The 14,605-nt window shown below is 56.0% G+C and carries 11 protein-coding genes; 8 read left to right on the top strand and 3 right to left on the bottom strand.

The genetic code is table 11. The features are described 5' to 3' along the window. Positions 1–98 precede the first annotated feature (98 nt). Entirely contained in the window at positions 99–1,163 is a 1,065-nt protein-coding gene (gene ulaG, locus NR114_RS20290; RefSeq protein ID WP_256814482.1) for an L-ascorbate 6-phosphate lactonase, read from the bottom strand. A 404-nt stretch (positions 1,164–1,567) separates the two neighbouring features. Here ulaG and ulaA point away from each other — a divergent pair, with 404 nt between their 5' ends. From ulaA to NR114_RS20260, 6 genes are read left to right on the top strand one after another with little or no spacing between them, the layout of a single operon-like run. Further along, entirely contained in the window at positions 1,568–2,965 is a 1,398-nt protein-coding gene (ulaA, locus tag NR114_RS20285) for a PTS ascorbate transporter subunit IIC (RefSeq protein ID WP_046372461.1), read from the top strand. A gap of 12 nt (positions 2,966–2,977) precedes the next feature. Next, positions 2,978–3,286, top strand: a complete 309-nt coding sequence (ulaB, locus tag NR114_RS20280) for a PTS ascorbate transporter subunit IIB (protein WP_046372462.1) — start codon at positions 2,978–2,980, stop codon at positions 3,284–3,286. Positions 3,287–3,296: 10 nt separating this feature from the next. Then, a complete protein-coding gene (ulaC, locus tag NR114_RS20275) occupies positions 3,297–3,770 on the top strand; it encodes a PTS ascorbate transporter subunit IIA (RefSeq protein WP_046372463.1) in 474 nt (157 codons plus the stop codon). Between the two features lie 13 nt (positions 3,771–3,783). Next, positions 3,784–4,440, top strand: coding sequence for a 3-keto-L-gulonate-6-phosphate decarboxylase UlaD (locus NR114_RS20270; RefSeq protein ID WP_256814483.1), 657 nt, complete (start codon positions 3,784–3,786; stop codon positions 4,438–4,440). Between the two features lie 9 nt (positions 4,441–4,449). Next, positions 4,450–5,304: an L-ribulose-5-phosphate 3-epimerase gene (locus NR114_RS20265; RefSeq protein ID WP_256814488.1), complete on the top strand. Its 855-nt coding sequence runs from the start codon at positions 4,450–4,452 to the stop codon at positions 5,302–5,304. 4 nt (positions 5,305–5,308) lie between these two features. Next, positions 5,309–5,995: an L-ribulose-5-phosphate 4-epimerase gene (locus NR114_RS20260; protein WP_256814489.1), complete on the top strand. Its 687-nt coding sequence runs from the start codon at positions 5,309–5,311 to the stop codon at positions 5,993–5,995. A 94-nt stretch (positions 5,996–6,089) separates the two neighbouring features. On the opposite strand, the gene NR114_RS20255 is transcribed toward NR114_RS20260, so the two are convergent. Together NR114_RS20255 and malT are read right to left on the bottom strand one after the other, a co-directional pair. Next, positions 6,090–6,638, bottom strand: a complete 549-nt coding sequence (locus tag NR114_RS20255; RefSeq protein ID WP_256814484.1) for a GNAT family N-acetyltransferase — start codon at positions 6,636–6,638, stop codon at positions 6,090–6,092. Between the two features lie 25 nt (positions 6,639–6,663). Further along, on the bottom strand, positions 6,664–9,378 hold the full coding sequence (gene malT / locus NR114_RS20250) for an HTH-type transcriptional regulator MalT (RefSeq protein WP_020837370.1): 2,715 nt from the start codon (positions 9,376–9,378) through the stop codon (positions 6,664–6,666). 542 nt (positions 9,379–9,920) lie between these two features. On the opposite strand from malT, the gene malP reads away from it, so the two are divergent. Next, positions 9,921–12,326 (top strand): maltodextrin phosphorylase, encoded by a 2,406-nt coding sequence (malP, locus tag NR114_RS20245; protein ID WP_256814485.1) that lies wholly within the window; start codon positions 9,921–9,923, stop codon positions 12,324–12,326. 9 nt (positions 12,327–12,335) lie between these two features. Continuing rightward, on the top strand, positions 12,336–14,426 hold the full coding sequence (malQ, locus tag NR114_RS20240; protein ID WP_256824848.1) for a 4-alpha-glucanotransferase: 2,091 nt from the start codon (positions 12,336–12,338) through the stop codon (positions 14,424–14,426). The last annotated feature ends 179 nt before the right edge of the window (positions 14,427–14,605 follow it).

The raw sequence follows: 14,605 nt of genomic DNA, 5'->3' as shown, positions 1-14,605 counted from the left end.
GGACACTTTTTTTGATTATATGCGCACCTTCTGACGATTTGAATCATTGCTGTTCAAAAGTGCGCATAGGTATGACATCAAAATGCCCCATAGCCTGGTTACAGGAAGGATTTGAAAGGCAAATCGGGTTCAAGGGTGAAACAGTCTTCAAAACCGCGTGGGTAGTGGTATTCCAGATTATCTTTATCCAGCGGCCAGGTAAATTTGCCGCCAACCTGCCAGATAAAAGGCTTGAATCCGTATTGGAGCCGATCCTTTTTCATTTCCCAAAGCATGCGGATTTCCTGTGGGTCCGCTTGGAAATTAGACCATATGTCGTGATGGAACGGGATCACCAGTTTGGCGTTCAATGATTCCGCCATGCGCAGAATGTCGGCGCTGGTCATTTTGTCGGTGACGCCACGTGGGTTCTCGCCGTAGGAACCCAGCGCCACGTCGATCTGATGATCATTACCGTGTTTGGCGTAGTAGTTGGAATAGTGCGAGTCACCGCTGTGGTACAAGTTGCCGCCCGGTGTTTTGAACAGATAATTCACCGCTCGCTCGTTCATGCCGTCCGGCAGCACGCCCGCGGCTTTTTTTTCCACCGGCAGCGTGATCAAGGCTGTGCGATCAAAAGCATCCAGCGCGTGGATTTCCACATCCTTGATTTTGATTACGTCCCCCGGTTTTACCGTGATGCAGCGTTCGCGTGGTACCCCCCAACCGATCCAGATGTCCACGCAGCTTTGCGGCCCGATAAAAGGCACCGAAGCTGCGCAGTTCTGCATCACGGCGGCGGCGACGTTCACGTCGATGTGATCGTTGTGATCGTGGGTGGCCAGGACGGCATCAATGTCCTTGATCGCAAAAGGATCGAGCACAAAGGGGGTGGTGCGCAGGTTGGGTTGTAATTTTTTCACCCCGGCCATGCGTTGCATCTGGTGGCCGTTTTTCATCAATGGGTTGCTATGGCTTTGTTTGCCGGTACCGCACCAGAAATCAACGCACAGGTTTGCGCTTCCCTCCGACTTCAGCCAGATGCCGGTGCATCCCAGCCACCACATGGCGAAAGTGCCTGGCGCGACTTGCTCGTCTTCAATTTCTTCATTCAGCCAGGTTCCCCATTCAGGGAAGGTGTTCAGTATCCAGGATTCGCGCGTAATCGTTGCGACTTTGCTCATGGTTAACCCCTCATCATTTGCGGTTCAGTGATTTAAATAATCACATATAATCATTTTAAGATTTAATGTGATCGATTTTGACTGAATCTAGCACCGTTTTTTTATGCTGGCAATGCAGTAAAGCGTTTGGCTTGTCACCAGGTTATCTGCAGGCCATGGATTAAAAATGCGTAAAAGGTAATTTAATTCAATGGGTAATAAGCGTGGTGAATCTTAGGGCGTTGAATCAACATAGAATTGTTTTATATCTTGCGAGGTTGTTCACAAATAATCATTTATAATCTTTTTGTGATTCTTGGTGATTGGTATGGTGAGGCTGTTCCTGCGTGACTGCGACGCCTGGTTTGGTGCTGGTGGCGTCCGCCAATGCGCAACAAGCATGCAAACGCTACCAGGAGAGCCAGATGGACACCCTTTACACCATTTTCACCGTTTTTTTTAATCAGGTGATGACTAACGCCCCGTTGCTGTTGGGGTTAGTCACGCTGCTTGGCTATGTGCTGCTGCGTAAAAGCGCGGCAGTGATCATCAAAGGCACCATCAAGACGATTATCGGCTTTATGTTGCTGCAAGCCGGTTCCGGCATTTTGACCAGCACCTTCAAACCGGTGGTGGCGAAGCTGTCGGAGGTGTACGGCATCAACGGGGCTATTTCTGATACCTACGCCTCAATGATGGCCGCCATTGAGCGTATGGGGGACGCCTATAGCTGGGTCGGATATGCGGTGCTTCTGGCGCTGGCACTCAATACCCTCTATGTCCTGCTGCGGCGCATTACCGGTATCCGCACCATCATGCTCACCGGTCATATCATGTTTCAACAGGTTGGGTTGTTGGCCGTATTTTTCTACATCATGGGCTACGGGATGTGGACCACCGTATTGTGCAGTGCGCTGTTGGCCTCGCTGTATTGGGGGATAACCTCCAACATGATGTTTAAGCCGACGCAGGCAGTAACCGAAAACAGTGGCTTTTCTATTGGCCACCAGCAGCAGTTCGCCTCATGGGTGGCCTATAAAATCGCCCCTTATCTGGGCAAAAAAGAAGACAGCGTGGAAGCATTGAAACTGCCGGGCTGGTTGAATATTTTCCACGACAATATCGTCTCCACCGCCATCGTCATGACGCTGTTTTTCGGCATCATTCTCTGCTCATTTGGCCTGGACACGCTGCAGGTCATGGCCGGGAAAACGCACTGGACGATTTACATTCTGCAAACCGGGCTGATGTTTGCGGTGGCGATTTTCATCATTGTTCAGGGCGTGCGCATGTTTGTGGCCGAGCTGACGGAAGCCTTCAATGGCATTTCTCAGCGGCTGATCCCCGGCGCGGTGCTGGCGATTGACTGCGCCGCCATTTATAGCTTTGCACCGAATGCCGTGGTCTGGGGCTTTATGTGGGGCACCATTGGCCAGTTGATTGCGGTGGCGGTACTGCTGGCGCTCGGCTCCTCCATCATGATCATTCCCGGTTTTATTCCGATGTTTTTCTCTAACGCCACTATCGGCGTGTTTGCCAATCATTTCGGCGGCTGGCGTGCCGCCATGAAAATCTGCCTGGTGATGGGCATGATTGAGATCTTCGGCTGCGTCTGGGCCGTCAAGCTGACCGGCCTGAGCGCCTGGATGGGCATGGCGGACTGGTCGATTCTGGCACCGCCATTGATGCAGGGCCTGAGCCTGGGCCTGTGGTTTATGGGGGTGGTGATTGTGATTGCACTGCTTTACATGTTCTTCGCCGGGCGCGCCCTGCGCGCGGAAGAAGATGCGGAAAAACAGCTGGCTGAAACGGCCTCACAGTAACGGGAGAGCACCATGACAGTACGAATTTTGGCGGTATGCGGCTGCGGACAAGGCAGCTCGATGATCATGAAAATGAAAGTCGGTCAATTCCTTACCCAGCAGGGCGTTAATCATACGGTGAACAGCTGTGCGGTCGGGGAGTACAAATCCGAACTGGGCGGCGCTGACATCATTGTCGCGTCGACCCATGTGGCGGATGAGATTGTCGTCAGTGGCAACAAGTATGTGGTTGGCGTGCGCAATATGCTTTCTGCGACCGACTTTGGCCCCAAGTTGATGGAAGTGATTGGCGCACATTTCCCCAAAGACCTGAGCCAGTGAGGGAACGGCCATGAAACTGAGTGACTCACTGGCACAGAACAAATCAGTCCTGCTGCAGGCGGAAGCCACCGATTGGCAGCAGGCGGTGAAATTGGGCGTCGATCTGTTGGTCGCCGCCGAGGTGGTGGAACCCCGCTATTTCAACGCCATCCTGGCCGGCGTTGAACGACACGGCCCCTATTTTGTATTGGCTCCGGGGCTGGCGATGCCGCACGGTCGTCCGGAAGAAGGGGTACTGAAAACCGGTTTTGCTTTGGTCACGTTGAAAACGCCAGTGTGCTTTGGCGATGAGGATAACGACCCGATCGATATCTTGATCACCCTGGCTGCGGTGGACAGCCGTACGCATCAGGAAGTTGGCATTCTGCAGGTGGTAAACCTGTTTGAAGACGAAGCCAATTTTGATCGCTTGCGTGCCTGCCGCACGGTGGCTGAGGTGCTGGATTTAATCAATCAAACGTCCGCGGCTGCGGCAACGCATTAATCAGGAGAGCATGATGACCCGACATTTACCTATGCTGCAGGTGGCGCTGGATAACCAGTCAATGGACGATGCCTATCGTACGACACGGCTGATCGCCGACGAAGTCGACATCATCGAAGTGGGTACCATTTTGTGCGTGGCTGAAGGGGTGCGTGCCGTGCGCGACCTGAAAGCCTTGTACCCGGATCGCATCGTATTGGCGGACGCTAAAATTGCCGATGCGGGTCAGATCCTGGCGCGCATGTGCTTTGAGGCGCATGCAGACTGGATCACCGTGATTTGTTGCGCCGATATCAATACCACCAAAGGTGCGCTGGCGGTGGCGAAAGAGTTCGATGGCGACGTGCAGATCGAACTGACCGGCTTTTGGACCTGGGAACAAGCGTTGGCGTGGCGTCAGGCGGGCGTGCAGCAGGTGGTTTATCACCGCAGCCGCGATGCACAGGCTGCCGGTGTGGCCTGGAGCGATGAAGATATCGCCGCTATTCGGCGCCTTGCCGATATGGGCTTCAAGGTGACCGTCACCGGTGGGCTGGCGTTGAGCGATCTGCCGCTGTTCCAGGGCATTCCCATTCATGTGTTCATCGCCGGGCGCAGCATTCGCGATGCTGCGGATCCGGTGGTAGCGGCACGTGAGTTCAAGCGCGCTATTGCTCAACTGTGGGGGTAAATTATGGCTATGTTGCAAAAGGCCGTCCCTTTGGGCATCTACGAAAAGGCACTGCCGGCGGGAGAGGACTGGCTGACGCGTCTGCAACTGGCGGGTGAACTGGGATTTGATTTCGTAGAGATGTCGATAGATGAGAGCGACAGCCGTCAGGCACGGCTGGACTGGAGCAGCGAGCAGCGCCTGGCGCTGGTACAAGCCGTTGCGACCAGCGGCGTACGCGTGCCTTCACTGTGCCTGAGCGCCCACCGTCGATTTCCTTTAGGCAGCGAGGATGATGGGGTGCGCAACCAGGGGCTGCTGATTATGCAAAAAGCCATCCGGCTGGCGCAGGATCTCGGTATCCGGGTGATTCAATTGGCGGGTTATGACGTTTACTACCAGCAGGCCAATGACAACACGCGCGAGAGGTTCCGCGACGGTTTGAAACAGGCGGTGGAGATGGCCAGCCGTGCCCAGGTGACGCTGGCGATGGAAATTATGGATTACCCGTTGATGAACTCGATCAGCAAGGCGCTGGGCTACGCCCATTACCTGAACAACCCGTGGTTTCAGCTGTATCCGGATATTGGCAACCTGTCGGCCTGGGACAACGACGTGCAGATGGAACTGGTGGCCGGTCGCGGACATATCGTGGCGGTACATGTAAAAGATACCCGTCCGGGCGAGTTTAAAAACGTAGCTTTTGGCGAAGGGGTGGTCGATTTTGAACGTTGTTTTCGTACCTTATTGCACAGTGGTTACCGCGGGCCCTATCTGATTGAGATGTGGAGCGAAAGTGCGACCGACCCGTTACAGGAGGTGAGGGCGGCGAAAGCCTGGGTGACTGAACGTATGGCAAGGTCAGGGTTGGCTATAGGAGCTTAGTATGCTGGAACAACTGAAACAGCGGGTCTATGCCGCGAATATGGCCCTGCCTGCGCATGGGCTGGTGACTTATACCTGGGGCAACGTCAGCGGCATTGATCGTGAACGGGGGTGGGTGGTCATCAAACCTAGCGGCGTGCCTTATGAAAGCATGCAGCCGGAGGATATGGTGGTGGTAAATATGCAGGGAGAGGTGGTGGAAGGGCATTTACGGCCTTCCTCCGATACGCCCACGCATTTGGCATTGTATCGGGAATATGCGCAAATTGGCGGTATCGCGCATACCCACTCTACCCATGCCACCGCCTGGGCACAGGCCGGTAAATCCATACCGGTGCTTGGCACTACTCATGCCGATTATTTTGCCGGGGATATTGCCTGCACTCGTGCCCTGACGGCGGAAGAAGTTGCCGGCGAATACGAGTTGAACACCGGGCAGGTGATAATCGAAACGCTGGGTTGCCATCAGCCGTTGTACACACCGGGTATTATCGTGTTTCAGCACGGGCCTTTCAGTTGGGGAAGCACGCCGGATGAGGCGGTACATAATGCGGTGATGCTGGAAGAGGTGGCGAAGATGGCCTGGATCAGCTGCGGCATCAACCCTCAGCTGCGGCGTATTGATGGCCATCTGATGGAAAAGCACTTTAATCGTAAACACGGCGCTGCTGCTTATTACGGGCAGGGGTAAACCAGAAGGAGTTATCCCCGTTGGCGATTACCCTGGGTTGTTATGGCGGGTTCAATCAACGATCTCAGGAAAAGGGCGCCCTTTTCCTGACTCATTAAACTCCCGTTTCGACAGTCATCTTTTCGTAGCGATCGTTGAGGAGCTCTATCTCCGCCGTCACCTTGAACCCTAGCTTGCGATAGAGTGCTTTCAGATGAGGTTTTTTCGTATCTGCCAGAAGGCCGACTTTATTGAGCCCTTGTCGCCCGGCTTCCTCAACAACACGGCTTATCAGAGATTTTGCTATCCCTCGTCCTCTGCACTCCGGCAGGACGGCCAGGGAATCTATATATATTTCATCGGGGTCTGATTCATTTTCCATTTCAGCTCGATGTTCTGTTATGGCTGTGAACCCTGACTCGTCTTCTCCTTTGAAATACAGGATACAGCCAAGTATTTTTTCCTGGTCCCGAGCCACGAAGACGTTTTTATAGCCAAAATAGACATCATGGCGGCCGAAGTTCACTTCGTACTGAAACAGGGCTTCGTTGATATCGTCTTTGCCAGACAGGGCCAGCACCGCATCTTTATCCGCCAGTGCGATAAGCCTTACCACCTCTTCCGCATCAGATTTTTTAGCGTTGCCAATAATGACATCTTCCATAATCGATTAGTCCTTGCTGTATTCGTCAGGCGCCGTACCCCATCATCTTCAGCAGTTGCTGCGCCTGCTGTACCGCTTCCTGGCGATGGGCCACGCCCAACTTTTGGTAGAGGTTACGGATATGGGTTTTGATGGTGGTGGCCGCCACGTCCAGTTCGCCGGCAATTTGATCGTTGCTGTAGCCGGAATAAATCAACCCCAGAACCTGCCATTCGCGCTGCGTCAGCGGGCTGGTGCGGATCAGTTCCGGTACCTGTGGATGAGTTAGCAGCTTATCGACGAAGTTCTCGTCAAAATGCGCGAACTTATGCCGGTGATGTTGATTGATGTCGCGCAGAATACGTTGGGCGCGATGATTTTCCAACTCCGGCAGCGTATTAAGCTGAATCAATTGGCGCAGTTGCTGCGCCATCGCTTCGCCTTCAATGACGAAATGGCTGATAAATCCGGTACGGCTGGCCAGTGAAAGCGCCTCCATCAGGACCTTTTGCGCGTCGCTTTTACGCTCCATCTGCCAGTAAAGCTGGTTGCTGAGCAACAGGTTACGGTTCAGATCGCTGACCAGGCGCAGGCGGCGGGCATTGTCGTTGAGCTCATCGAGCACCACTTCGGCCTCTTCATACTGGCCCAGCATGATCTGCACCCGGGCAATGTTGCGCCACTGGCCTTGCATAAAGTGGTTGTCCGCCATGCCGGGTTTTTCGGTCTGGCGCAGCCATTGGGCAGCGGCTGCGGTGTCGCCGGTCATCTGCCAGTGGATCACTCGCGGTTTGTCGGCATTGGTCAGCCAGTCGCGGTGGTATTGAGAGCCGTGCAGCAGGACTTCACAACGTTGCATGTGCGCATTGGCGTTATCCAGATCGCCACGCGCCAGCGAGCACTTGGCCAACATGGCCATGCACTGCAGCTGCTGTTGAGGCTGATAGTTGGCCAGGATTTTCAGGCCTTCGCGGGCGGCGTCTTCCGCTTCGTCCAGCCGCGACCAGGACCACAGGATTTGTGAACGGATACGCAGCAGGAACTCGTGCATCGGCAGCTGTTCCAGATGCTGTTCGCGCACCAGCTCAAAAGCTTTGTCCTGCGTTTCGTAGGCGGCCTGCAGGAACCCCTGCGCAATCAGAATTTCGCTCTGCTGCAGCAGCGCCCACAGCGCGTAGTGGTAAGCCTGATGGCGCCGGGCCATCTGCTCGGTCTGCTGCATCATCGGCAGTGCGCGAGCCAGTTCGCCCTTGCAGTGATGGACTTCGCCGGTGACCGAGGTGGCGACGATGCGGCTGTAATAGCTGGAAAGCGGCAGGAATTTCAGCGCTTCGGTGGCCAGGCGTTCGGCCTCTTCCGGCTTGCCGGCGTTGATCGCCACCTGGGCGCGCAGGGCATCAAATTCGGCGTGCAGGGTGCGATCGACGTCAATTTTATGCTCGCGCATTGCCTGTTCGGCGCGCTCCAGCAGGGTATTTACTTCGATATAGCGGTGCTGGCTCTGCGCCAGCCAGGCCTGCAGCAGTGCAAGTTTGGGGTTTTGGATCAGCTTTTCGTAAGGAAGCGCGTTCAGACACTCTTCCAGCAGGGCCAGTTCACTGTGGTGGAACAGCGACCAGGCATGCTGCAACAGGATATCGCGCAGCATGCTGACATCGCTGGCCGCCAGCGCGTGGTGGATTGCCTCCGCCGGATACCCCAGCGCCAGCCAACCTTCGGCGGCGGCCCGGTGCAGGCCCGGCAGCTCCAGCGCCAATTCCCATTGGCAACGCTGTCGCAGGAAGGTGGCGAACAAAGGGTGGAAACAGAACCACTCGCCGCTGTCGTCCATGCGGTGGATAAATAAGCCCTGACGCTCCAGCTCTTCCAGCCGTTGCTGGCCGTTGTCTTCGCCGGTCAGGCGGACGATCAGCGCATCGTTCATGGAACGCAGCACCGAACAACGCAGCAGGAAGGCGCGCGCCTCGGCATCGACGTGATCCAGCACTTCGTCCACCAGATAATCCGACAGGTGGCTGGCATTAAGCCCCGCCAGGCGTTTGGCCGACTGCTGGGCGGAAGAAGTGGATTGACGGGCGGATAACGCAATGAGCTGCAGCGCGGTGGCCCAACCTTCGACTTCATCGCACAGCCGGCTGCTGTCATGCTGTTCCATGGGGGCCGTCAGGCGGCAGTCAAAGAACTGTTTGGCTTCGTGATGGGTAAACGCCAGCTGCTGCGTGCCCATTTCCAAAAGTTGGTCACGCACGCGCAGATTGGCAATGCCCAACGGCGGCAAGGTGCGGGACAGCAGGATCAGCGTCAGATTTTCCGGCTGGTGGCGCAGGAAAAAGCGCATGGCTTCATGAATCACGTCATTGGTGATCAGGTGGTAGTCGTCAATCACCAGATACAGTGGCTGATGCCAGTCGGAAAGCTCGATAAACACCTGGGCGAACAGTGCCGACAGGCTGGCGTACTGATGCTTTTGACTCAGTGCTTCGCTTTTGACGCAGTGGCCGCCGCTGGCGTGTTGCAAGGCGGCGATCAGGTAGCTGGCGAAGCGCTCGGGTTGGTTGTCGCTTTCATCCAGCGAGTACCAGCCCAGATCTGATTTACCGGCCGCCCACTGTGCGACCAGCGTCGTTTTCCCGTATCCCGCAGGGCAATTGACCAATGTCAGGCGATAGTTGGCCGTGCTGGCTAATTTGGCCAGCAGGCGATCGCGGATCACGGTATTTTGCAGCCGTACCGGACGGCTCAGTTTCGATGGGATCAGCATAGTATTCCAGAGTGAAAATCGCGGTTTCCGTAGCCGTTGGCCTGCCCGTTGGCGTTCATCGCAGCGCGACGCCTGCCGGGATCGGAGTAGGGTTAATTATTTTATGGCTCGTAATTAATCCCCCTCCTAACTTCTGACAACGTTAAACGTATTGCAACAAGGTTCCGCATTGGCTTGGAGTTATATTGCTATTGATCACACTTTTTTACGTTTACAGCTAAAGCCCTGTGGAACCGTGGTGTTTTAGCGCGCTTGAGTGACGCAGGTACAAGAAAGCATTTATGGGCGCGCAGGCGACTGTAGCCTCTGCGATAACTGTGCTAACGTCATTGAACAAGTTTTCGCCTGGTTCTCAGTGCTCGCCGCGTCCGTCGGTGGGCTTTTTTGCATGATGCAAGGGAGTCAAAAAGTGCCTGAGATCACAATTTTAGCTACGCCCCAATCCTCCTCCCCAGCTAATCCCCAGGCGGGATGATGCCTTCACTCTTTCTCCCCGGCACGATAACGCTAATTTGACCCACTTACTGGATAGAGAGTTTTTTATGTCCCAGCCTACGCTTAAAAAGGATGCTTTCCTGGCGGCACTGACCCGTCAGTGGCAAAAGTTTGGCCTCAGTTCTGCACAACAAATGACTCAGCACCAATGGTGGGAGGCAGTAAGCGCGGCGTTGGCCGAGCAGTTGGCTGCGCAGCCTGCACCGCGCAAAAGCAGTAAGCCGCTGCGCCACGTGAACTACATTTCGATGGAGTTTCTGATTGGTCGCCTGACGGCCAACAACCTGATTAACCTGGGCTGGTATGACACCGTCGAGCAGGCATTGGCGGAGCAGGACATCAAGCTGGCGGATCTGCTGGAGCAGGAAACCGATCCGGCGTTGGGCAATGGTGGGCTGGGGCGTTTGGCGGCCTGTTTCCTGGATTCGATGGCGACGGTGGAACAACCGGCCACCGGCTACGGGTTGAATTACCAATACGGGTTGTTCCGCCAGTCGTTTAGCGACGGCCAGCAGCAGGAAGCGCCGGATAACTGGCAGCGCGAAAGCTACCCGTGGTTCCGCCACAACGCCGCGCTGTCGGTGGATGTGGGCATCGGCGGGAAACTGGAGAAATTGGCCGATGGCCGTGAACTGTGGCGTCCGGCATTTACCCTGCGCGGCGAGGCCTGGGATCTGCCGGTATTGGGCTTCCGCAATGGCGTGACTCAACCGCTGCGCCTGTGGCAGGCGACGCATCAGCATCCGTTTAATCTGAGTGATTTCAACGACGGTAAATTCCTGCAGGCGGAGAAGCAGGGCGTTGAAGCGGCCAAGCTGACCAAGGTGCTGTATCCGAATGACAACCACCAGGCAGGCAAGCGCCTGCGCCTGATGCAACAATACTTCCAGTGCGCCTGTTCGGTGGCGGATATCCTGCGTAAGCACCATCTGGCAGGCCGCAAAATTGAAGATCTGCCGAAGTACGAAGTGATCCAGCTTAACGACACTCACCCGACCATCGCCATTCCGGAAATGCTGCGCATTCTGTTGGATGAGCATCAGTTGGAGTGGGATGCCGCCTGGGCCATCACCAGCAAGACCTTCGCCTACACCAACCATACCCTGATGCCGGAGGCGTTGGAGTGCTGGGATGAGAAACTGGTACGCAGCCTGCTGCCGCGCCACTTCTCCATCATCAAACAGATCAACGCCAACTTCAAAAAGCTGGTGGGCAAGCACTGGCCGGGTGACGACGCGGTGTGGGCCAAGTTGGCAGTACACCATAACAAGCAGGTCCGTATGGCTAACCTGTGCGTGGTCAGCGGCTTTGCGGTCAACGGTGTGGCGCAATTGCACTCCGATCTGGTGGTGAAAGATCTGTTCCCGGAATATCACCAACTGTGGCCGAACAAATTCCACAACGTCACCAACGGCATCACGCCGCGTCGCTGGCTGAAGCAATGTAACCCGGCGTTGTCTGGGCTGATTGACGAAACGCTGAAGGTAGAGTGGGCTAACGATCTTGACGCGCTGAAGGGGTTGGAGAAGTACGCCGATGACGCGGCGTTCCGTCAGCGTTATCAGCAAATCAAGCGCGATAATAAAGTCGTATTGGCCAATTACGTTCACGACGTCATGGGGTTGAAACTGAACCCGGACGCGATTTTCGACGTGCAGATCAAGCGCCTGCACGAATACAAACGCCAGCACCTTAACCTGCTGCATATCCTGTCGCTGTATCGTCAACTGCGCGATAACCCGCAGCTGGATATCGTGCCACGCGTATTCCTGTTTGGCGCCAAAGCGGCTCCGGGCTATTACCTGGCGAAAAACATCATTTATGCGATCAACCAGGCGGCGTCGAAGATCAACAACGATCCGCTGGTGAAGGATCGCCTGAAAGTGGCGTTTATTCCTGACTACCGCGTTTCCGTCGCTGAGCTGATGATCCCGGCCGCGGATATCTCCGAGCAGATCTCCACCGCCGGTAAAGAAGCTTCAGGGACCGGCAATATGAAGCTGGCGTTAAACGGCGCACTGACCGTCGGCACGCTGGATGGCGCTAACGTGGAAATCGCCGAGCAGGTGGGCGAAGACAACATCTTTATCTTCGGCAATACCGTGGATCAGGTGAAGGCGCTGCTGGCGAAAGGCTACGATCCGCTCAGCTACCGCAAGAAAGACAAACATCTGAAAGCGATTCTGGACGAATTGGCGAGCGGTGCATTCAGCAACGGTGACAAGCATGCTTTCGACATGATGCTGCACAGCCTGCTGGAAGGCGGCGACCCTTATTTGGTGCTGGCGGACTTTGCTTCTTACTGTAAAGCTCAACAGCAGGTAGACGAACTCTATCGTGACCGTGATGAATGGACGCGTCGTACTATTCTTAACACCGCACGCGTTGGGATGTTCAGCTCGGATCGCTCGATCCGCGACTACCAGCAGCGTATCTGGCAAGCCAAGCGTTAAGGAGAGCGAATGGATCGCAAGGTCATCGATCAGGCGGCAGCTCAGGCGGGTATCGCTGCCGATTATATTAACGCCCATGGTCAACAGCAGGCGATCGCTGAAGACACCAAGCGCAGGCTGCTGGACGCCATGGGCCGAAGCGCGTCACCGCAGGAGCCTGCGGTGACGCCGCTGCCGGCGGTGAAGGGGTTTTATCAGGGCGCGCCGGTGGCATTGCCGCTGGCGGGCAGCGGTGAGTATCAGTGGACGCTTCTGCGCGAAGACGGCGGCCGGCAGCAAGGCCGTGCCAGCGCACGCAAAACGTTCACCCTGCCGGCTGAATTGCCAACGGGCTATCATCAACTGACGCTGACACAGGGTGAACAGCAGTGGCAGTGCCGGTTGATTGTGGCGCCGAAACGCTGCTTCGAACCGGATGCCTTGTTGACCGGCAAGAAGCTGTGGGGCGCTTGCGTCCAGCTTTACACTCTTCGCTCCGATCGCAACTGGGGCATCGGTGACTTTGGCGACTTGCGCCAGATGGTGGAGCAGGTCGGTGAACGGGGCGGCGCTTTTGTCGGGCTGAATCCGATTCACTCGCTGTACCCGGCTAACCCGGAAAGCGCTAGTCCGTATAGCCCGTCGTCGCGACGCTGGTTGAACGTCATCTATATTGACGTGAACGCGGTGGAAGATTTCCAGCGCAACGAAGCCGCCCAGCAATGGTGGCTGAAACCGGCAACGCAAAAAAAGTTGGCCGAGGCCCGAGCCAGCGATCGGGTGGATTACGGCAAGGTGACGCAGCTTAAGCTGGCGGCGTTGCAACTGGCATTCCCGCTGTTCCAGGCGCGTAAAGCCGCTGACTCTCAACGTCAGGCATTCGAGCAGTTTGTTATCGACGGCGGCGAAAGTTTGTATCAGCAGGCGGCATTCGACGCGCTGCATGCTCATCTTGCGGCTGCGGATGACAGCCTGTGGGGCTGGCCGGCCTGGCCGGAAGAATATCAGCAGGGTGATAGCGCTGCGGTAAAGCAATTTTGTCAGCAGCAGCAAGAACAGGTGCAATTTTACCTGTGGCTGCAGTGGTTGGCTGCCAGTCAGTTCGCCGATTGTTTCCGCCAAAGTCAGCAACAGCAGATGCCGATTGGCCTGTATCGCGATCTGGCGGTCGGCGTGGCGGAAGGGGGCGCGGAAACCTGGTGCGAACGTGAGCTGTATTGTCTGAAAGCCTCGGTTGGCGCACCGCCGGACATTCTCGGGCCGCTGGGGCAAAACTGGGGGCTGCCGCCGATGGATCCGCATGTGATGGCGGCGCGCGGCTATCAGCCGTTTATCGATCTGCTGCGCGCCAATATGACCAGCTGTGGTGCGCTGCGTATTGATCATGTGATGGCGTTACTGCGTTTATGGTGGATCCCTTACGGTGAAACCGCCGTTCACGGCGCCTACGTGAAATATCCGGTAGATGATCTGCTGGCGGTACTGGCGCTGGAAAGTCAACGTCACCGCTGCATGGTGATTGGCGAGGACCTCGGTACCGTTCCGGTGGAAATCGTCGGCAAGCTGCGCGACAGCGGCGTTTATTCCTACAAGGTGCTGTACTTCGAACGCGACGGCGAGAACCACTTCCGCGCTCCGCAGGCCTATCCGGTTCAGGCGATGGCGACCATCACCACGCACGACCTGCCGACGCTGCGCGGCTATTGGCAAAGTGGCGATCTGAAGCTCGGCAACAAGCTGGGGTTGTATCCGGATGCGGAGATCCTGAAAGAGCTGTTCGCCGATCGCGAACGTGCCAAACAGGGGCTACTGGATGGCTTGCATCACTATGGCTGTGTGCCGCAGAAAGTGGGCAAAAAGGCGGCGTTGTTGAATATGAGCCCGCTGCTTAATCGTGGTTTGCAGCGCTATGTCGCCGACAGCGCCAGCGCCTTGCTGGGTCTGCAGCCGGAAGACTGGTTGGATATGGCGGATCCGGTCAATATTCCCGGCACCAGCGATCAGTACCCAAACTGGCGGCGAAAACTGACCAAAACGCTGGAAGAGATGTTTGCCGATCAGCAGGTCAATCGCCTGCTGAAGGATTTGGACAAGCGGCGTCGCAAGGTCTCGGTGGGGTAACAGAGAGCCATTGTGTATTAAAGACGGGGCATGAGAACTTTAGCTCTCATGCAAATGGTAGATACCCAAATTAATTGGAGTTGCAGCTAGGCGGCAAGTGCGAGCTTCCCCAGGAGCTTACTCAGGTAAGTGACTGGGGTAAGTGCACGCAGCCAACAACGCTGCAACGTCAAGTAAGA

Origin of the sequence: Serratia sp. Ser99, assembly GCF_024519545.1 — a bacterium.
GTDB lineage: Bacteria > Pseudomonadota > Gammaproteobacteria > Enterobacterales > Enterobacteriaceae > Serratia > Serratia liquefaciens.
This window is presented reverse-complemented; position numbering and strand designations above follow the sequence as displayed.